We start from the raw sequence: 17,147 nt of genomic DNA, 5'->3' as shown, positions 1-17,147 counted from the left end.
TAGTTTTAGAATAACGTGGCTTTCAGGGGCGCTGCGCTGGCGATATGCGTGAAATTTCAAAATTCAAATCCTGAAAATTCTGTCAATCCTGAAAATCCTGATTCAGACAATTTTATAAGCTCCCGCCTGCACAAGAGAAGCCAAGGGTAGTTGACCATTTACCTAACTGCACAACAGCCAAAGCTCCCTCCCCTGTTTTTAGGGGAGGGGAGGGCCGGGGTGGGGTAAACCACAAACCGGTGCAAACCTTCCTGAAAACTATATTCCACCCGGAAATCGTAGAGGTTGGCAATGGCTTTTACGATGGCTAGACCGAGGCCGGTGCTTTGGCTGCTTTGTTCGCCTTTGTAGAACCGGGAGAAGATCTGTTCTCTATCCAAGGGTTTTCCGGCGCCAGTGTTCTCGATTGCAAGGCTGTTTTCCTGAATGATCACGTTTACAAAGCCGCCGCTGTGGTTATGATTTATAGCGTTCTTCAGCAGGTTCGTGAGTAAGATGGTTGCCAAGTCCGGATTCATCTGAGCCCTTAAAACAGCTTGTTCTTCCAGTTTCAGGGTAATATTCCGGTGGGTGGCCAGTTCGCTGAAATCTTCCAGTAGGTTTTTTACCAAATCATTCAGGTCGGTGTCGGTTACCTCCGGGAACTGGCGGTTTTCTATTTTCGAAAGCTGGGAAAGCGATTTATTCAGGCGGGCCGAACGTTCCAGATTGCTGATGACCGATGCTAAGATCTGGAGTTGTTCTTCGTTTAAGTTATTGTTTTCGATGAGCAGCTCCAGTTTATTCAGGCTTATGGCCAGGGGCGTTTGCAATTCGTGCGAAGCATTCTCGATGAATTGTTTCTGGCTGTTGAAGGCGTTCACGTTACTTTGAATGAGCTTTTGTACCGTTTCGTTCAGGAGCCTAAATTCTTCGATGTTGGTTTTGCTTACCCTGAATTCTTTGGGGTTTTCGAGGCGGAATTTTTGCAGACGTTCCAGCAGGCGGTAAAACGGTTTCCAGATCCTGCGCATCAGAAAATTATTCAGCAGCAAAATGGTGGCTACCAAACCCAGATACAGCCACACCAGGGAATATAGCAGGTCCGCGATCAGGTCGTCTTCTTCTACCATGGAGGTAATGAGCTGTAGCTCGTAATAGCGGTTATTCGGGTGCCGGAAGGCCGTCCGGAGCAGGCGCACGGGTTCGTAATCTTCCTCGTTTTCCATGTACATGAGCGTGTCCTGATAAATATCGGTGTAGGTTCTGGCTTTTGCGGCTGGAATTTCTTTGATAGTAAAATAACCGGCTTCGAATTCAGGCTGATTCAGGATGGTAGTATCGGCGGCGGCTTTCCGGATCACGAGCAGTTTCTGGTTTTCCAGGCCGTCGTCCATGCTGTCGTAGATTTCGTCGAGCATGGAAAAGTAGAACAAACCCGCCCAGATGGAAATAATAATGAGCAGGATGCCCGCAAAATACGCCGAGGTGTAATTGAGCAGTTTCATTTAAATAATTTATTCGGCTATTAGTTTATACCCGATGCCGTAAATGGCCTGAATTTCAATATCGGCCTGACTGTCTTTCAGTTTCTTGCGCAGGTTCTTGATCTGGGAATAAATGAATTCGAAGTTGTCGGCCTCGTCGATCTGGTCGCCCCACACGTGTTCGGCCAGCGCGGTTTTACTTACCAACCGGCTTTTATTCGTAACCAGGTACAGCAGCACATCGAATTCCTTCCGGTTCAGCGGCAGGTCTTTTCCGTTAACTTTTACCGTATGGCTTTCCGGATCGATGGTTACATTGTTTAGAACTACTTCGTTACTGCCTTCAAACTTTTTGCGCCGCAACACCGATTTTACCCGCGCGTGCAATTCGGCCATATGAAAGGGCTTTGCTAAATAATCGTCGGCGCCCAGGTTTAAGCCGGCTACTTTATCGTCGAGGGAGTTTTTAGCCGACACTATAATTACTCCTTCGGTTTTATGCAGTTTCTTCAGCTGGTCCAGAATTTCCAGGCCGTTGCCGCCGGGCAGCGAAATATCGAGCAGGATGCAGTCGTATTCGTAAATGCTTACTTTATCCAGGGCATCGTCGAAAGTGGTGGCGGTTTCTACCAGGTATTTCTCTTTCTGTAAGGAAGTTACCATGTTTTCCAGCATTTCCGGTTCGTCTTCAATTACCAGGATCTTCATTTCGGTTTCGGGTTGTTTATTCGGGTAAAGTAAACGCAGAAATCGGGAAAGATGTGGGAATTTTCTTTTTTAGACATAAGTATCAGGACACAAGTATCAAGATTCAATGCTATAAAAGGGTAGTACATAGTCAAGTTAATTTTTAGACAGTGGGATTACAAATCCCGTCAAGCAAATGCTATTAACTAACTTAACAGTGTAGTAGGTTTCAGACATAAAAAAGCCCAGTCTGCCGGGAAGGTGCAGAACGGGCTTTTTAATTTTTTGCTTTAATTCATACCGTTTGGTTCAACAGAACCCAATCGGCATTGGCAGTTGCTTAATACGCCACCGTAAACCGCTCGCGGATATGTTGCGGGTTCTCCAGTTCGTCTACTATAGCCAGCGCCGTGTCTTCTACCGAGGCTACGCTACGGCCGCTTTCGTCGAATACCGGGGTTTCCAAACCTTTGCGGTAGGCGCCTTTGCGTTCGCCGGAAGTCCCCTGATGCATTTCCAAAGCCGGGCTGAGGAACGTCCAGTCGAGGTCTTTTTCTTCTTTCAGGATATTCAAATAATCGCGGGCTGCCGTAGCGCCGGGCTTGATCTGTTCAGGAAACTCGGGCGTATCTACAAATTGCAGGTTTTCGGCGGCATACAAGCTACCGGCGCCACCCACAAAGATAAACCGCTTCACGCCCGATCTTTTCACACCTTCCTGAATGGCTTTCGCACCGTTCAGGAAATCATCGTACAAGTTCGGGTTCGTCCAGCCGGCGTTAAAGGCGCTGATCACGGCCTCGTGACCTTTAACTTTTTCGGCTAAGTCCTTTGGATCCGTTACCGTGGCTTGTACTACGGTTAAGTTCGGGTGCTGCTTTTTAATGTTGGCCGTATCGCGGGTAAGGGCGGTTACGTGGTGGCCACGTTCCAGTAATTCATTCAATAAGGCAGTGCCTACGAAGCCGGAGGCTCCAATTAATGCTACGTTCATGTTTTTTGGTTTTATGAGTTCAAAGATTTTATTTCTGTAATAAATTTAGTTACAGTTATGAGTAAAAAAATTTAGCTGAATTGCCGGGCAAAATCAGCCAGCGTCTTTTTGCTTAAGCTCCGGATCAGGTTTGCTTCGGCTTCGGAATAAAGGTCTTCCAGGTGCGCGTTGATTTGCTTCCCAACCGGACAGGCCGGGTTCGGCGCATTGTTTCGCCCTAAAATAGCGGCTTGTCGCACGGCCTGGTAAATATCTGAAAGCAGAATTTCCGAAGCTGGTTTAGCCAGCATGCTGCCGCCGCCTTTGCCTTCCTTGCTCTGAATAAAGCCGTGGTTGCGCAAATTGCTGATCTCTTTCCGGACCACCGCCGCGTTTACGTTAATGCTGCCGGCCAGGTATTCCGAAGGCAACAACTCTTCCGGCTGCTGACTGAGCAGGGTAAGAATGTGCAGGGCTGTAGCAAACCGGAGGTTATTCATAACTGTAATATTATTTATTACAGTACAAAGAAAGTAAATAATTGGTTCAGGGGCAAACTATTTCTTTTCAGATAAGGGAAGCTTGATTTTATGGCAAAACCGATACCCTTTTCCGCCGAAACAAGTAAGAGCCTGTGGAGTTATTGAAGCGAGGAACAGCAACTATAAATTGTAAGGAATTTCTGAACAAAGAACTTAAAATCTACACCCTGATATGGAAGCAACCCAGATCGTATTGGCCAGCCGGCCCAAAGGCACCCCAACCCAGGAGAATTTCCGCTTCGAAAAAACCACCTTGCCGGCATTGCAGGACGGTCAGGTGCTGCTGGAGCCGGTTTACTTCTCCGTAGATCCCTACATGCGCGGCCGGATGAACGACGCCAAGTCTTATGTGCCGCCTTATCAGGTAGATGCTCCGATAGCAGGCGCCGTGGTGGCAAAAGTGAAAGAAAGCAAAAGCCCTTTGCTACAGCCCGACGACATGGTTTTAGGGCTATTACCCTGGGCTAGCCAAAGCATTGCACCAGCGGACCAGCTACAGAAAATAGATACCGATCTGGCGCCGGCCAGCTATTATCTCGGAATTCTGGGTATGCCGGGCTTAACGGCTTATTTTGGTTTGCTGGATATTGGCAAGCCAAAAGCCGGCGAAACGGTAGTGGTGTCGGGGGCAGCCGGGGCGGTGGGTTTGGTAGTAGGCCAGCTCGCAAAGATACAAGGCTGCCGGGTAGTTGGATTAGCCGGTTCCGATGAAAAGGTAAGCCTGCTGAAAAAAGAGTTCGGCTACAACGAAGTAATCAATTACAAAACGGCCGGCAACCTCGATGCAGCCCTGAAAGCTGCCTGCCCGGACGGGGTAGATGTTTATTTCGACAACGTAGGCGGCGAAATTACCGATGCCGTGATCCGAAATATAAACTTTCATGCCCGCATTGTTTTATGTGGCCAGATCGCGCTTTACAACGAAGCAGAGCCAGCTCCCGGTCCGCGTTTTCTGCCCATAATTCTTACCCGAAGCGCCCTGATCCAAGGGTTTATTGTGAGCAATTTCAGCAAACGTTTTCCCGAAGGCATGCAACAACTGGCAAACTGGGTAAAAGAAGGCAAACTGCATTACCAGGAAACGGTGATAGAGGGTTTTGAGAAACTACCGGAGGCTTTTCTGGGTCTTTTTACCGGAGAAAACAAAGGTAAAATGCTGGTGAAGGTTTAGGTAAATTTACCGAGGGAAATAGTTCCAGCGATGTTTTGCGTTAACGGTAGCATTTCCGGATAAAAAGGCAGGTTTGTTTATAGCGCCTTCAGGATTACCGGCAGCATTGCACCGTGCAGGAATTTCAACTCAATTCCAACAAATAGCCCTGCCAGGATTCCTGAGCAGGGCTTTGGTTTTCTGACTGAAATGATAGCATTTTTATTGCAATAACTGCAGCAAATCTGCTTCAATGCTCTGGCGTACGGTTTCCACCACGCGGCCTTTTTCTTCGCCGTTGTGCAAAATAATGAAAGTAGGCACGTTGTTTACGCCGTACTGTTTTTCCAGTTTTTCCGGCGAATTTTTCTGCTCATCTACCAGGTACAGCTGCACCTGCTTTTCCGGAATACCGGTTTCGGCCAGCACCTTAAAGAATTTCGGAAACAGGTTTTGCGTATCGGAGCACCAGGTACCGCCAAAAACCAGGAACGTGGCGTTGGCCGGAAGGGCTTTTTTCAGACTAGCCACTACCGTTGCATCGGGTTTGTAGCTGTCGTAGGCAGGCTGGTACCAAGGGCAGGTTTTGGCATCTTTTATTTTCTGAATTTCAGTTTTACCGGTTAACACGGGAGCAGCAGTTTGTTGAGCCATAGCAGCAAAAGTTATAAAGGTGAAGAATAACGTCAGCAGGTTTTTCATGAGGTAAAGATACGGTTTTTGGAAGGAAACGGCCGGAGGCAGCTAACAGTTCAGGGTACTGGTCTTTAAACGCAGGCAACGAAATATTATTTGCCCTTGTATTACTACCGGGAGAAAGGTATAGGGGCAATAATTATCTTCGCATTTAGAAAACAAGGCTCTTCAGGCCCAGGGAATTAAATAGGATTGTATGAAAAAATATTTCCTTCTGGCAGCAGTTTTGTTCCGGTATTTGCCGGCGCAGGCGCAATGGGTATCGCAACCGCTTCCTGCTCCTCCGGGAAGTTATTTAATTCAGGCCTTGCATAACATTACGGCTATAAACGAAAAAGCAGTATGGGTAAGTGCGGGCAAGTATGCTTTCAGGACTACCGATAGCGGCAATTCCTGGCAAAACGTTACTCCCGTAATAAACGACCCGCAGTTCCGGATCAGCCAGATAAATTCCATTTATGCCGCTGGAGCAGATACCGCTTATTTGCTGGCTGAAAATTACTGGACCCACCATTTCCTGAACCGGGTGTACAAAACCACCGATGGTGGAAAAATCTGGTCCTGGTTGCCGGAAGCCTACCCAACCCAGATCACGTATGCTTCGAGCCGCGCCTGCCTGCTTTATTTCTTCGATAAATTTAACGGCGTAACCCTGGCCAGCCGGGAAAGCGCCACCGGTTACTTCGAGATATACACCACCGGCGATGGCGGAAATACCTGGCAAAAAGTAACGCCCCGACAATTTCCGGCCCCGGATGCCTCCTTAGATTATGCCGAGCCAGGACATAATTTTGCAGCCTTCGGGAGTAACATCTGGATAGCTGTTAAAGGGAAAAGAATTCTGAAATCCAGCGACCAGGGGCGCAGTTGGACGATCAGTCACACCGGGTTTGCAGGCTATGAAACTGTATCGGCTTTAGCTTTTAAAGACTCACATAATGGATTGGCTTGCTCCGGAAATTCGCTGAAAAAAACCTTTAATGGGGGACAAACCTGGGTAGATGTACCATATACCGGGTCGCTTCACTCCGAAATGCTTAAGGTACTATCCGGCAGCAACGGCGTCTATGTAAGCGCAGGGAGAAAAGGCTCCTCCTATTCAACCGACAATGGCCTTACCTGGCTCCCGATCGATAGCCTGAACGCGAATCAGGATATTGCCTTTGTAAATAATAAAATCGGCTACAGCGTAAACGACGGGTTTGTTTCCAGGTACCAAGGCGATGCTTTAAACACCGGAACCCCGCCATCTTTTGGATTATACCCTAATCCCAATGCCGGCACCGTATACCTTACCCTTGAAAATGCACAGCCTGCTGCCATTGAGGTCTTTAACCTGGCCGGCCGAAGCATTTTTTATGCCCAAACCAACGCAGCAACAAGCCTCGAAGTAGATCTGACGCGGCAGCCAAAAGGTATTTACGTGGTAAGAATTACCAGTAGCAGCCAGACAAAACTAAGAAAGCTGATTTTGCAATAAAACCAGCTTTCCTGTTTGCTTTATTCTGTATTCGTTTGCGGCTTACCCCTGCTTACCGCTGCTCATTGCCGCGTGGCCGCTGCTTTTATTGTCGTCGCGGCCGTCGGGGATGCTGCCGGGGTTTGGGTTAGGCGTTGCTACCGGGTGGTGTCCAATTCCAGTAGCATTTCGGCCAACCGAGTTTTTAATAAGATATAAACTTACCACTATTAATAGTGCCCCTATAATGATTCCAAAAAGTATGGTCATGGCGTTAAATTTAGTTTTCTGTAAATTATATTTATTTTATATACCGGTTTTTTAGTGTATCTGTTACTAAAGCTGGTGAAATTATTATTTACCCGCCCGTAGACCGGTGTTGCCACGGTTACTTACAGACATAATGGCTCTTTTTCAGAGATTCCTGCGCCCAACAACCTGACTATCTGTCTTAAACCTTTTAAAAAAATAGTACAGCATGCATACAAATGGTTTGGTATGGGCTTTGCATAATGGCTACCAAATAGAAAGGAATAAGAGCCATGAAACTTATAAAAGATAAAAAATTTCTACAAACCATTGCCCGGCAGATCGATCATTGGAACACCCTGGGCGGCGGTGTGGTGCAGACGCACGTAGGAGTAGAAAAGCGGAAGAAAGGACTTATTATCCGGGTATCGGCGCCATCGGTAAATCCGGAAGCCTTTCAATTGCTGCTGAACAGAAACCAGTTAACCGTTTTTGCTATGCTGCCGGGCCAGGAAAATACCGAGGCCCAAACCCCGCTGTTTCATCAGGAATTCCTGTTGCCACTTAATGTGGCGCTGGATAAGATCAAAGCAGTTTATGAAGGCAATGAGCTCCAGATCCGGGCGCCGTTCTTCGAAACCAACATCCGGCAGATAGATATTGAATTTGAGTAATGTTTAAAGTTTAATTGTTAAAGGGAAAGGGGGACTGCAAAGCAGTCCTTCTTTTTTTTTGCTCCGAGTAGGCACCGGTAAGCGATTCAGGCCACTCTTAGCCATTTGGCTTAAAATTCCGGGATACCGGCCAAGTACTTAGCTTCAGGGTTTAAAAAACAGCCTGCTGGTTTACTCATAAGAATGCGTTGTTTACCAACAGTCCGGTGGCGAGCACCACAACAAATTGCTACGGCTGTAACCTTCTGTTGCCGGCAAAGTATAAATTCCAATTCCGGACAGGAAACCCTTACATTTATTAGAATTAGAACTGCTTTATAAATATCATTATCCGATCTAAAACTTCCGAAGGTTAAAAATGGCGCTTGGTGGCGCCATTTTTATTTTGCTGGAGCTGAAAAAGAGAAAAAGCACTTTTATTTAAAGAATGGCGTTTACTTTTGAGCTACCAATCAGCTACAATGCCATGACAACATTAACCAGTTCCAGAAAATGCCCTAGTTGCGGCCAATGGTCCGGCTGGCACCAGCGCCCGGACGACAAATGCGAGCACTGCCAGGCTATTCTGGATCCGCAAGGCCTGAAAGCCCAACAGGAATCCGAAGCAGAAGCACTCCGCCAGAAAGGTAAGATCAACCTTTCGTTGATAGAAATTTTTCCTTCCGACCCGCCTTTTACAAAATTTTACAAGCGCATTATTCAGGGATTTCAGCTTACGTTTTTTGCTATTCTTTCTTTTATAATATGGCTGGTTACGATCTTGGCCGGTTAAATTTAAACACCTTCCGGAACCCGCTTTTCATAAGCTGCGCCCTGCTCTACGGCCTGAATGTACTTTTTCTGCAGAAAACCTACCGTTTCTGGTTTCTGCAAAACTACCTCAACGATCTGCTTTGCCTGCCGCTGGTGCTTTTTGTAACGGTATTTCTGCAGCGCACGCTGTTCCGGAAGCCGGCTTACCGCTTAACGGTTTACCAGGTAGGCATTGCGGCGGTTTATTTTTCAGTGATGTTCGAAGCCGTGATCCCGCTTTTTAACCAACGGTACACGGCCGACTTTTGGGATGTGATTTGCTACTGTTCTGGCGGCCTGCTTTTTTACCTTTTCGGTAATTCCGGCGCTTACAGGTTAGTGCAGAAAGCTTAAATAAAACGGGCTTTTATAATGGTGGAAAGGTAATCGTACACTTCTATCACCTCTTTGTCGAAAAGGAAAACGTTATAGTCATCGGCATTCGACTTCATTACCCGGCAGCCGTTCTCGATCATCAAAAAGATCACTTCCCGAATGCGCAAGGGATGGCCGGCAACGTTCAGCATGCAGATAGAATCGCTGCTTTCTACCTGCAGAAACATGTGCTGAATTTCATTTTCATCGATGCTTTTGTCCGGAATTGTAGTCATGGGTAAAAAGTAACAGTATGCTGATTAACAAAAAAATATAACAAATCTACGTAGCAGGGCAGCAGAAAAAGCAGCCGCTCTGCTTATAGCCTGGTGTTCATGATCCGGAAGGCCTCGGCGCGGGAAATTTCGCGTGCCGGCAGTATCTGCTTATTGTTCCGGACAATTGTAAGTTTAAAGGTGTTTTTAACGTCATAATAAATCTGGGCAGAAAGGTCTTCGTAGCTGATATTAAAGATACGTTTAGCCTTATCGCTCAGCCGGGGAATCGTGGTTTTTAAATTCTTTTTTTCTGGCATTTCGTCCCTTTCATTGCTGCTGTGTTCTTTTATACGGCTTAAACGCCTACTTGTCAGGCTATTGTTTCATTTTCCGGGTGTATGCAACTATTTCCTTTAAATATTACTAATTAAAGATACCTACCTGCTAAATGGCACTCCGTAAACAGAAAAAGCCTGCTCTTTGAAGCAGGCTTTTCAGCTTTAACACACCCAAAACAGGAAATCACTTTTTCGGGGCCTCTTTTTTCAGGGCAACCATATCTCCGCTTAGATTCGGTAATTTCCCCTGCGGCAAATAACCTTCTTCTAAGGCAGAAACTATTACAAAGGGTTTCACCTGCATTACAGCAGCATTGCCTTCGGCAGTTCTGCCCAAGCACCGGACGGCCGTTTTAATTGCCGCCTGTTGATTATTGGTGGTTCCTTTTACTTTGGAGGTACCGGCCATTAACAGCGTTGCCTGCAGCAGGCTTAATAAGGTAAATAAGTACTTTTTCATAGCTTAAAATTTTAAAGGTTTAAAAACTGAATTCTTGTATGCTCTTCATATCCGGATCTTAATGAACAGATGCTGCCGGCTGCCTTCTGGTTGCCTTCCTCCTATATTATTCATATTCTTTTGTATACTTTTTCACTTACACAACTTGCTGCAAACCTGGAGCGGGCGTCAATTTAAACAGACCGGAGCACCGTTTCACATCTTTTAGGAATCCAAATCTAAAACAAGTCATCCACCTCCACTGGAGCTTACGCATTTTGCTCAGCAAGCAGCATGCCAACACCTTGCAACCTACAAATCAACGCATTACAAACATTACCTTAGAATAGGCTTGTAAAACCTGTATTAAAAACAGACACCAACTTGTCCGGAATCACACAAATTCACTTTTAAGAATATTAATCTTGAGGCCAAAGAAAGCCAGCATGAAAACCGATAATCAACTTACCGAAGGCGGCTATTTTCAGCAGGATCTCCTTATAGGAAATTCTATATTCTTAAGCGGAGAGAACCCCTTAAGTAACGGTCCAAAATAAACTTTAACTGCTAAGATTGCCATTCTGGAAGAAGCTTGTTACTTCCGTGCTCTAAACTCACAAGTTTCTTCCAGAATGACAGAAAATGTAAGCATACAGATGTGTGCACTAAATCTGTACCCTTAGTTACACCGGCACAAGGCAGGCTGAAAAAGAGAAAGGCCGGAGCATGCTGCCCGGCCTTTACTTCACCCACTACAAACTGATTAAGAAAGCGCCTAATTTTTGGCGGTGCTTTCTGTAATCTGTTGTTTCTTCATTTTGGCCAGATTGGCATTATGGATGTACCCGGTTTCGGTGCCTATCTGCACAATGCTCCACTGGCTGTTAAATTTTCTGACTACCATTACCTCGTCGGCGGTGTTTAAGACTCTCACTACCTCGGCCTGCTTGCCTGGCTGGCGGTAAAGGTTTACGTTATCGGATTTTACCCGGCCTGGAACCTGGGCGGATACAAATAAAACCTGGGCTAAGAAGGCAACTGCTAATAATGACTTTTTCATAATTTTATTTTTTTATATTGTTTAGTTTTTTCTGTTTTAATGGTTTCCCCTGAATGTGCGCACTGCAGGGAAGATGCTGTTCCGAAATACCTGGTTGCCTGCATACTTTTTTATTTTTCGGCTTTTAATTTTCTGGCATTAAACCGAGCATCACTGCATTTAAATCTGATTTACTTTTCCTTTAATAAGAAGCGCAACCATTTCCTGTTTTTCAACCACTGTGCCAGAAATTACAAACCACTATATATCAGCGCCTTGGCAGAAACAACGAATAAACAATAAATTTATAGTGTATTATAAACGGACAGCCGATTGTCCGCTACCGTTCAACAACAGCCATCCGGATCAACTTTTTCGGGGAAAAGAAAAAATCTGGAAAAGGAAAAAGTCGGGCGCGGGCCTGTGCCTGAAAAACCGGATGCAGCGCAAGGCAGTTTTATAGCTTAAAATGCTACCGTCTGAAAACTAAAACTCCAGGAATTAGAAAGGCTTTGCCGGAAACATACTTAATTTTGCGGCGGTACGTTTACTTTTCCAAACCTTTACCCGCCCATGGCCCGCTTTCTTACCGTTTTCTTCCTGGCATTTTTTATTACCGCTGGTCTTAGTTTCGCCCAAAGCGCTAAACCCACCATTTACAACCCGCTTGCCGATGCCGCCGCCGAACTGAAAGCTGCCACCCGAAAAGCGAAAGCGGAAAACAAGCACGTCCTGCTGCAGATCGGCGGGAACTGGTGCTCCTGGTGCATAAAGTTTCATAATTTTACAACCACCGATGCCCAGCTCGACTCCGTACTAAAGGCCAACTATGTGGTTCTGAAAGTGAATTACAGCAAAGAAAACCAGAACCTGGCCTTGCTTGAACAACTCGATTATCCGCAACGCTTCGGTTTCCCGGTATTTGTGGTGCTGAACCAGGAAGGGAATAGACTGCACACCCAAAACTCCGCTTATCTGGAAGAAGACAAAGGTTACAGCAAAAAGAAAGTGCTGGAATTCCTGAACCACTGGTCGCGTCCGGCGCTTAATCCTGCGCTTTACCGGAAAAAGCAGTAGCGCTTTCCTTTTAGCTTTCCATTCCCTTATAGAGTAGTTTAAAATTTCCGAATGAAGTTTCCTGTTTTTAACTGTCTTGTTTTAATTGCCCTTATTTTTCTAAGTTCCTGTGCGGCTAATCGTTTTACCGAAGAAGGGAAAGCCTCTTACTACAGCGATAAGCTGGCCGGCCGGAAAATGGCCAATGGCGAAAAATACCGACCCGGAAAACTAACTGCCGCCCATAAAACCCTACCCTTCGGCACCAAAGTAAAAGTTACGAATCCGAAAACGAACCGCTCGGTAAAAGTAACCATTACCGACCGCGGCCCTTTCGCTCCCGGCCGGGTTATTGACCTTTCGCGCAAAGCCGCCCGAAAACTGGATATTATTGATGCAGGCGTAGCACCCGTAAAGCTTAAAGCTACGCGCCGCAAAAAATAAACCCAACTTTCATTTAATATTTAAAATATTAATTTACAAATACTTACAACAAAATGGCTTTCGCTTAGCAAAGTCTGGGGCAGCTACTCTCAAGCCTTTCCCGCTTACAAGCCAGCCAGGGCTGTTTTATAAATATATCTGTTTTTCAGGAAACTAAAACAGGCTGTTTTACCTTTTAAGAATAGTATTAAAAGTAAAGCCTCATGAAAAAACTAATTATATTTTTATTTATGGCGGGCACCCTGGCAGTAGCAAAAGCCGACGAGCAAACGCCGGCCAAGATCAACGAGAAAGCCACCGCGCTAACCCGCACCATGGCCCGCGAACTGCAACTGAACGAGCTGGAATACATTAAAGTAAAAGCGTTGAATACTGAAAAGCTTGCCGCTTTATTCGAAGCCCGCAATGCCTACCAGAATGACCCGGAAATGCAGGAAAGAAAATTTGCAGAACTGGAGCAGTCCTATGACCAGGAACTTACCCAGTTACTCAATAGAAACCAATATGAAAAATACCTGGCCTGGGAACGTACCTCCAACGAATCGCTTACCAGTTTCCTGGCCGAATAAGCTACCGTTTTCATAATCTAAGTTCAAAAAAACCTGTCCTTTTGGGGCAGGTTTTTTTATGTTTTTTTCTTCGGGAACTACCCTTTCCGGCAGGCAACGCAAACCTCTTTTTTCCCGACTGGTTTAATAACAGGCAAATTACCAGAAATTTAATATCTTTCGCTTGTTACAAACATTCGTCGCCATGTCTAAAACTTATACTTTTTACCGCCGCTTCCTTAGCGTGCTCTTCTGCCTGTTGGCTTTCAGCTATACCACTTACGGGCATACACCGCCCAATGCAGAAGCCAACCGGGAAAAAAGCCTGGAATTTATTCAGAACCGCAACCAATGGAACAAGCAAATAAAGTTCCGAGCCGAACTGCCGGCCGGGCAACTTTATCTAAAGCAAACCGGGCTGGTTTATAACTTCATCGATCCGGCCGGAATTCCCAACCACAACCACCAGGAAAAAACCGTAGCAAAAGGCGAAGAAAAAGTAAAAGCCCATGCCTATACCGTAGATTTCCTGCAGGCCAACCCAAAGGCTTTATTAAGCGGCACCGGCAAAACCGAAGGCTACCGGAATTACTTTCTGGGCAACGATCCGGATTCCTGGGCTTCGGACGTGCCGGCCTACCAGGAAATAACCTACCAGGAACTCTACCCGGGCATTGACCTGAAATTCTACGAGCATAAAAAGAAACTGAAATACGACTTTATCTTACAGGCTGGCGCCAATCCGGATGTGATTCAGATGCAATACAAAGGCGCCGATAAAATGTACCTGGAAGCCGGCAATCTAGTAATTGAAACTTCCGTTAATACCGTTACCGAACAAAAACCGTATGCCTACCAGATCATAAAAGGCCGCGAAGTGGAAATCCCCTGCAAATTCCGGCTGGAAGGCCAGAAAGTTTCCTTTCTTTTTCCAAAGGGTTACCGCAAAGACCTCCCCTTAATTCTGGACCCGACGCTTATTTATTCCACCTTTACAGCTTCCACGGCAGATAACTGGGGTTTTACCGCAACTTACGACAGCCAGGGCAATATGTACTCCGGTGGTATTGTATTTGGCACCGGGTTTCCGGTTACTACCGGCGCTTATCAGATCTCTTTCCGCGGTTTGGTAGATATTGCCATTATGAAATACAACCCGACAGCGGCTACGGGTCCGGCCAGCAGACTCTATGCCACATATTTGGGAGGCCCCCAAACCGATATACCGCATAGCCTGGTGGTAAACAGCAACGACGAACTCATAATCTTTGGCACTACAGGCTCTTCTACTTACCCTACCACTACCAATGCATACGACCGGAGCTTCAACAATCCGGCAAGCGTTCCTTCCGTAGATCCGCTTAACTTCAACGTAACCACTTACATCGATGGCTCGGACCTGATCATTAGCAGGCTAAGCCCGAACGGGAACACGTTACTGGCTTCCACTTTTCTGGGCGGCACGAATAACGATGGCATTTTAGGCTTCAGCTCTTTGCTTACCCGCAACTACGGAGATCAGTTCCGGGGCGATGTGGTAACCGATGCGGCCAATAACATTTACATTGCTTCCTCCACCACCTCCCGCGATTTTCCAACCGTAAATGCCTTTCAGAATACGCACGGCGGCGGCCTTACTACCTCTACCGATGCCGTGGTTTGCAAGCTTTCCCCCGACCTGAGCACCTTGGTTTGGAGCAGTTATATGGGCGGCACCGCAGACGATGCCGCTTATTCCATTCAGGTAGACAACCAGGCCAATGTTTACATCTGCGGCGGCACGGCCAGCGGTAACCTGCCCCAGACAACCGGCGGCTTTAAGCCTACCCATACCGCCGGCCAGGTAGATGGTTTTGCCTGCAAGATCGGCAGCAGCGGCAACACGCTGTTGCAAACCACTTACATAGGCGCCGGCGCCAGCAGCAATTACGATCAAACTTATTTCCTGCAACTCGATGCGGTGAACGATGTGTACCTTTTAGGGCAGTCCGGCACGAACTATCCGTCATCACCGGGCGTTTTCTCGGCCGCCAACCCGGCTTTGCAAGGTCGCCAGTTCATTCAGAAACTGAGCAATAACCTTAGGACCGGATACTTTTCTCTGAGCTTTGGTTCGGGAGCTACCAGCAACACGTATAATATTTCTCCTACCGCCTTTTTGGTCGATAACTGCGAACGGATCTATGTAGTAGGTTGGGGCGGCTCAGTCAATGCTTCATCAGCTATTAACCCCAACAATTACGTAGGTGGCAACACCTTTGGCATGCCCGTTACGCCTAATGCCACCAAGAGTAATACCGACGGTACCGATTTTTACCTGATGCAGCTTTCCCAGAATGCTACTACCCTGGATTATGCCACGTATTTTGGCGGAAGCGGGAATGAACACGTAGATGGCGGCACCTCCCGGCTCGATAAAAGAGGGTACGTTTACCAGGCCCTTTGTGGCGGTTGCGGCGGCACCAATGCTTTCCCTTCCACACCCAATGCCTGGTCTTCGGTAAACAACAGCAGCAACTGCAACGTGGCCTCCTTCATTTACGATTTTGCCGTAACAAATCCGGTAGCCGGCACCGCGCAATCGGTTTGCGAGAACAGCGCTCCCTTTCAGCTGATCGGCGCCAGCCCCGCCGGAGGTACCTGGAGCGGTCCGGGCGTAAACGGCAACACGTTCACGCCTTCCGCTACCTTGATCGGTACGCAAACCTTAACGTATACCGTTACCATTGGTAATTGTGTAACCAGGGCAACCAAAACCATTACCGTAAATCCGCTGCCACAAGTAAGCTTTACCGGCCTTAGCCGGAACAGCTACTGCCTCTCCGATTCCGCCGTCCTTTTAACGCCTTCTATTCCCGGCGGGGCCTTCAGCGGTAACGGGATCATTAATGGAGATAAATGGTCTCCCAGGGCAGCAGGCCCCGGTAGTCATGTAATCCGGTACACTTTTTCGGATCCTAACGGCTGCATCGCATCCCGGGCAGATACGGCTTTCGTAGAGGTCGCAACTTTGCTGGCCGGTCCGGATGAATCTGTTTGCGCGTTAAACGCTCCTTTTCAATTGACCGGCACAAGCCATACAGGCGGCACTTGGAGCGGAAACGGCGTAAGCCCGGATGGCTTGTTTACACCTTCCCGAAACTTAACAGGTCCTCAGAAACTCACCTACACCGCCACCATTGGCAATTGCACCTACGCTGCCGAAAAAACTATTACCATAACGCCGCCCCCGGTGATCAGCGCCGGCATTCAAGCGGGAACCTGCGAGAACCAGGCCGCTCCTTTCGGATTTGCCCCGCTTACCGTAAGCTTCCGGAACAATGCCCAGAACGGCGCCAGCTACCAATGGGACTTTGGCGACAACAGCATCTCCACCGAACCCAACCCTACGCATACGTTCCAGAAACCCGGTACTTATACCGTCAGGCTGAGCAGTACTTTTGGCGGAACCTGCAACGAAACTTCCAACGTGGCTACCATTACGGTTTCCGATATTTTTATTCCCAACATTATTACGCCGAACAACGACGACAAGAACGAAACGTTTATGCCGATGGTAAGCTGCCAGCCGGTTTCGTTTGAACTATTCAGCCGCTGGGGCCAGCGGGTTTATACCCAGAAAAACTACACCGGCAATTTCGACGGCAAAGACCTAAGCGCCGGAATTTATTACTACCTGTTGAAAGACCCGCAAGGCAAAACCTGGAAAGGCTGGCTGGAAGTAGTAAAGTAAAACCATAGGAATTTAACCTGAAAAACCCACAGGCAAACAAAAGTACCGGACAAAGCGCCGGTATTTTTGTTTTATAACCACTAACTCGGGCTGCTTAACCCAGAAACAAAAAACGAAACTTAAAATGGTAGCCGGTACTTTCCGGATTTGCGGAAGGCTTTAAGCCGAATCCCTGTAAATTTGCTACCTTTAACTGTCTGGATAAGTTTGGTTTAAACAACGGAGCAATTTGTTGTTTCTGCTGAAAGAATGAACAGCCTTGCTTGCCG

The 17,147-nt window shown here is 47.1% G+C and carries 19 protein-coding genes; 9 read left to right on the top strand and 10 right to left on the bottom strand.

Going from position 1 to position 17,147, the window contains the following annotated elements; translation table 11 throughout:
• Positions 1-158 precede the first annotated feature (158 nt).
• From F0P94_RS06985 to F0P94_RS06970, 4 genes are all read right to left on the bottom strand, one after another.
• Positions 159-1,487, bottom strand: a complete 1,329-nt coding sequence (locus F0P94_RS06985) for a sensor histidine kinase (RefSeq protein ID WP_150903161.1) — start codon at positions 1,485-1,487, stop codon at positions 159-161.
• 9 nt (positions 1,488-1,496) lie between these two features.
• Complete coding sequence (locus tag F0P94_RS06980; protein WP_150903160.1) at positions 1,497-2,174, bottom strand: response regulator transcription factor; 678 nt, start codon at positions 2,172-2,174, stop codon at positions 1,497-1,499.
• 319 nt (positions 2,175-2,493) lie between these two features.
• Complete coding sequence (locus F0P94_RS06975; RefSeq protein ID WP_150903159.1) at positions 2,494-3,147, bottom strand: NAD(P)-dependent oxidoreductase; 654 nt, start codon at positions 3,145-3,147, stop codon at positions 2,494-2,496.
• A 71-nt stretch (positions 3,148-3,218) separates the two neighbouring features.
• Positions 3,219-3,626, bottom strand: a complete 408-nt coding sequence (locus tag F0P94_RS06970) for an RrF2 family transcriptional regulator (RefSeq protein ID WP_150903158.1) — start codon at positions 3,624-3,626, stop codon at positions 3,219-3,221.
• A gap of 214 nt (positions 3,627-3,840) precedes the next feature.
• Between F0P94_RS06970 and F0P94_RS06965 the strand changes: the two genes are divergently transcribed.
• On the top strand, positions 3,841-4,839 hold the full coding sequence (locus F0P94_RS06965; RefSeq protein ID WP_150903157.1) for an NADP-dependent oxidoreductase: 999 nt from the start codon (positions 3,841-3,843) through the stop codon (positions 4,837-4,839).
• Between the two features lie 201 nt (positions 4,840-5,040).
• Here F0P94_RS06965 and F0P94_RS06960 read toward each other — a convergent pair whose 3' ends face one another.
• Positions 5,041-5,520 carry a thioredoxin family protein gene (locus tag F0P94_RS06960; protein WP_150903156.1) on the bottom strand — a complete coding sequence of 160 codons (480 nt, stop codon included), beginning with the start codon at positions 5,518-5,520 and terminating at the stop codon, positions 5,041-5,043.
• 190 nt (positions 5,521-5,710) lie between these two features.
• Here F0P94_RS06960 and F0P94_RS06955 point away from each other — a divergent pair, with 190 nt between their 5' ends.
• Positions 5,711-6,994: a T9SS type A sorting domain-containing protein gene (locus F0P94_RS06955; protein WP_150903155.1), complete on the top strand. Its 1,284-nt coding sequence runs from the start codon at positions 5,711-5,713 to the stop codon at positions 6,992-6,994.
• Between the two features lie 42 nt (positions 6,995-7,036).
• Here F0P94_RS06955 and F0P94_RS06950 read toward each other — a convergent pair whose 3' ends face one another.
• A complete protein-coding gene (locus F0P94_RS06950) occupies positions 7,037-7,243 on the bottom strand; it encodes a hypothetical protein (RefSeq protein ID WP_150903154.1) in 207 nt (68 codons plus the stop codon).
• A 272-nt stretch (positions 7,244-7,515) separates the two neighbouring features.
• Between F0P94_RS06950 and F0P94_RS06945 the strand changes: the two genes are divergently transcribed.
• The 3 genes from F0P94_RS06945 to F0P94_RS06935 all read left to right on the top strand — a co-directional run bounded on the left by F0P94_RS06945 (position 7,516) and on the right by F0P94_RS06935 (position 9,042).
• Positions 7,516-7,896: an Hsp20/alpha crystallin family protein gene (locus F0P94_RS06945; protein ID WP_150903153.1), complete on the top strand. Its 381-nt coding sequence runs from the start codon at positions 7,516-7,518 to the stop codon at positions 7,894-7,896.
• Between the two features lie 427 nt (positions 7,897-8,323).
• On the top strand, positions 8,324-8,668 hold the full coding sequence (locus tag F0P94_RS06940) for a hypothetical protein (RefSeq protein WP_150903152.1): 345 nt from the start codon (positions 8,324-8,326) through the stop codon (positions 8,666-8,668).
• Positions 8,641-9,042, top strand: coding sequence for a hypothetical protein (locus F0P94_RS06935; protein ID WP_150903151.1), 402 nt, complete (start codon positions 8,641-8,643; stop codon positions 9,040-9,042). The genes F0P94_RS06940 and F0P94_RS06935 overlap by 28 nt, the downstream gene beginning before the upstream one ends.
• On the opposite strand, the gene F0P94_RS06930 is transcribed toward F0P94_RS06935, so the two are convergent.
• The 4 genes from F0P94_RS06930 to F0P94_RS06915 form a co-directional block, all read right to left on the bottom strand.
• Positions 9,039-9,299: a hypothetical protein gene (locus tag F0P94_RS06930; protein ID WP_150903150.1), complete on the bottom strand. Its 261-nt coding sequence runs from the start codon at positions 9,297-9,299 to the stop codon at positions 9,039-9,041. The two genes, F0P94_RS06935 and F0P94_RS06930, sit on opposite strands and share 4 nt — an antisense overlap.
• An 83-nt stretch (positions 9,300-9,382) precedes the next feature.
• On the bottom strand, positions 9,383-9,598 hold the full coding sequence (locus tag F0P94_RS06925; protein ID WP_150903149.1) for a hypothetical protein: 216 nt from the start codon (positions 9,596-9,598) through the stop codon (positions 9,383-9,385).
• A 205-nt stretch (positions 9,599-9,803) separates the two neighbouring features.
• A complete protein-coding gene (locus tag F0P94_RS06920) occupies positions 9,804-10,079 on the bottom strand; it encodes a hypothetical protein (protein ID WP_150903148.1) in 276 nt (91 codons plus the stop codon).
• 754 nt (positions 10,080-10,833) lie between these two features.
• The gene (locus F0P94_RS06915) at positions 10,834-11,118 is read right to left on the bottom strand and encodes an SH3 domain-containing protein (RefSeq protein WP_150903147.1); all 285 of its coding nucleotides are present in this window, start codon (positions 11,116-11,118) and stop codon (positions 10,834-10,836) included.
• Between the two features lie 552 nt (positions 11,119-11,670).
• On the opposite strand from F0P94_RS06915, the gene F0P94_RS06910 reads away from it, so the two are divergent.
• From F0P94_RS06910 to F0P94_RS06895, 4 genes are all read left to right on the top strand, one after another.
• On the top strand, positions 11,671-12,174 hold the full coding sequence (locus F0P94_RS06910; RefSeq protein WP_150903146.1) for a thioredoxin family protein: 504 nt from the start codon (positions 11,671-11,673) through the stop codon (positions 12,172-12,174).
• A 51-nt stretch (positions 12,175-12,225) separates the two neighbouring features.
• Entirely contained in the window at positions 12,226-12,597 is a 372-nt protein-coding gene (locus F0P94_RS06905; protein WP_150903145.1) for a septal ring lytic transglycosylase RlpA family protein, read from the top strand.
• 203 nt (positions 12,598-12,800) lie between these two features.
• Entirely contained in the window at positions 12,801-13,166 is a 366-nt protein-coding gene (locus tag F0P94_RS06900) for a hypothetical protein (RefSeq protein ID WP_150903144.1), read from the top strand.
• 184 nt (positions 13,167-13,350) lie between these two features.
• A complete protein-coding gene (locus F0P94_RS06895; protein ID WP_150903143.1) occupies positions 13,351-16,878 on the top strand; it encodes a DUF7948 domain-containing protein in 3,528 nt (1,175 codons plus the stop codon).
• The last annotated feature ends 269 nt before the right edge of the window (positions 16,879-17,147 follow it).

The sequence above is a fragment of the Adhaeribacter soli genome (genome assembly GCF_008727925.1).
GTDB classification, from domain to species: domain Bacteria; phylum Bacteroidota; class Bacteroidia; order Cytophagales; family Hymenobacteraceae; genus Adhaeribacter_A; species Adhaeribacter_A soli.
Note: the sequence above shows the minus strand (reverse complement) of the source record. Positions and strands in the feature narration are given on the sequence as shown.

Coding starts and splice junctions, on each gene's coding strand:
- F0P94_RS06985 (WP_150903161.1), bottom strand. CDS start 1,487: ATGAAACTGCTCAATTACACCTCGGCGTATTTTGCGGGCATCCTGCTC.
- F0P94_RS06980 (WP_150903160.1), bottom strand. CDS start 2,174: ATGAAGATCCTGGTAATTGAAGACGAACCGGAAATGCTGGAAAACATG.
- F0P94_RS06975 (WP_150903159.1), bottom strand. CDS start 3,147: ATGAACGTAGCATTAATTGGAGCCTCCGGCTTCGTAGGCACTGCCTTA.
- F0P94_RS06970 (WP_150903158.1), bottom strand. CDS start 3,626: ATGAATAACCTCCGGTTTGCTACAGCCCTGCACATTCTTACCCTGCTC.
- F0P94_RS06965 (WP_150903157.1), top strand. CDS start 3,841: ATGGAAGCAACCCAGATCGTATTGGCCAGCCGGCCCAAAGGCACCCCA.
- F0P94_RS06960 (WP_150903156.1), bottom strand. CDS start 5,520: ATGAAAAACCTGCTGACGTTATTCTTCACCTTTATAACTTTTGCTGCT.
- F0P94_RS06955 (WP_150903155.1), top strand. CDS start 5,711: ATGAAAAAATATTTCCTTCTGGCAGCAGTTTTGTTCCGGTATTTGCCG.
- F0P94_RS06950 (WP_150903154.1), bottom strand. CDS start 7,243: ATGACCATACTTTTTGGAATCATTATAGGGGCACTATTAATAGTGGTA.
- F0P94_RS06945 (WP_150903153.1), top strand. CDS start 7,516: ATGAAACTTATAAAAGATAAAAAATTTCTACAAACCATTGCCCGGCAG.
- F0P94_RS06940 (WP_150903152.1), top strand. CDS start 8,324: ATGGCGTTTACTTTTGAGCTACCAATCAGCTACAATGCCATGACAACA.
- F0P94_RS06935 (WP_150903151.1), top strand. CDS start 8,641: ATGGCTGGTTACGATCTTGGCCGGTTAAATTTAAACACCTTCCGGAAC.
- F0P94_RS06930 (WP_150903150.1), bottom strand. CDS start 9,299: ATGACTACAATTCCGGACAAAAGCATCGATGAAAATGAAATTCAGCAC.
- F0P94_RS06925 (WP_150903149.1), bottom strand. CDS start 9,598: ATGCCAGAAAAAAAGAATTTAAAAACCACGATTCCCCGGCTGAGCGAT.
- F0P94_RS06920 (WP_150903148.1), bottom strand. CDS start 10,079: ATGAAAAAGTACTTATTTACCTTATTAAGCCTGCTGCAGGCAACGCTG.
- F0P94_RS06915 (WP_150903147.1), bottom strand. CDS start 11,118: ATGAAAAAGTCATTATTAGCAGTTGCCTTCTTAGCCCAGGTTTTATTT.
- F0P94_RS06910 (WP_150903146.1), top strand. CDS start 11,671: ATGGCCCGCTTTCTTACCGTTTTCTTCCTGGCATTTTTTATTACCGCT.
- F0P94_RS06905 (WP_150903145.1), top strand. CDS start 12,226: ATGAAGTTTCCTGTTTTTAACTGTCTTGTTTTAATTGCCCTTATTTTT.
- F0P94_RS06900 (WP_150903144.1), top strand. CDS start 12,801: ATGAAAAAACTAATTATATTTTTATTTATGGCGGGCACCCTGGCAGTA.
- F0P94_RS06895 (WP_150903143.1), top strand. CDS start 13,351: ATGTCTAAAACTTATACTTTTTACCGCCGCTTCCTTAGCGTGCTCTTC.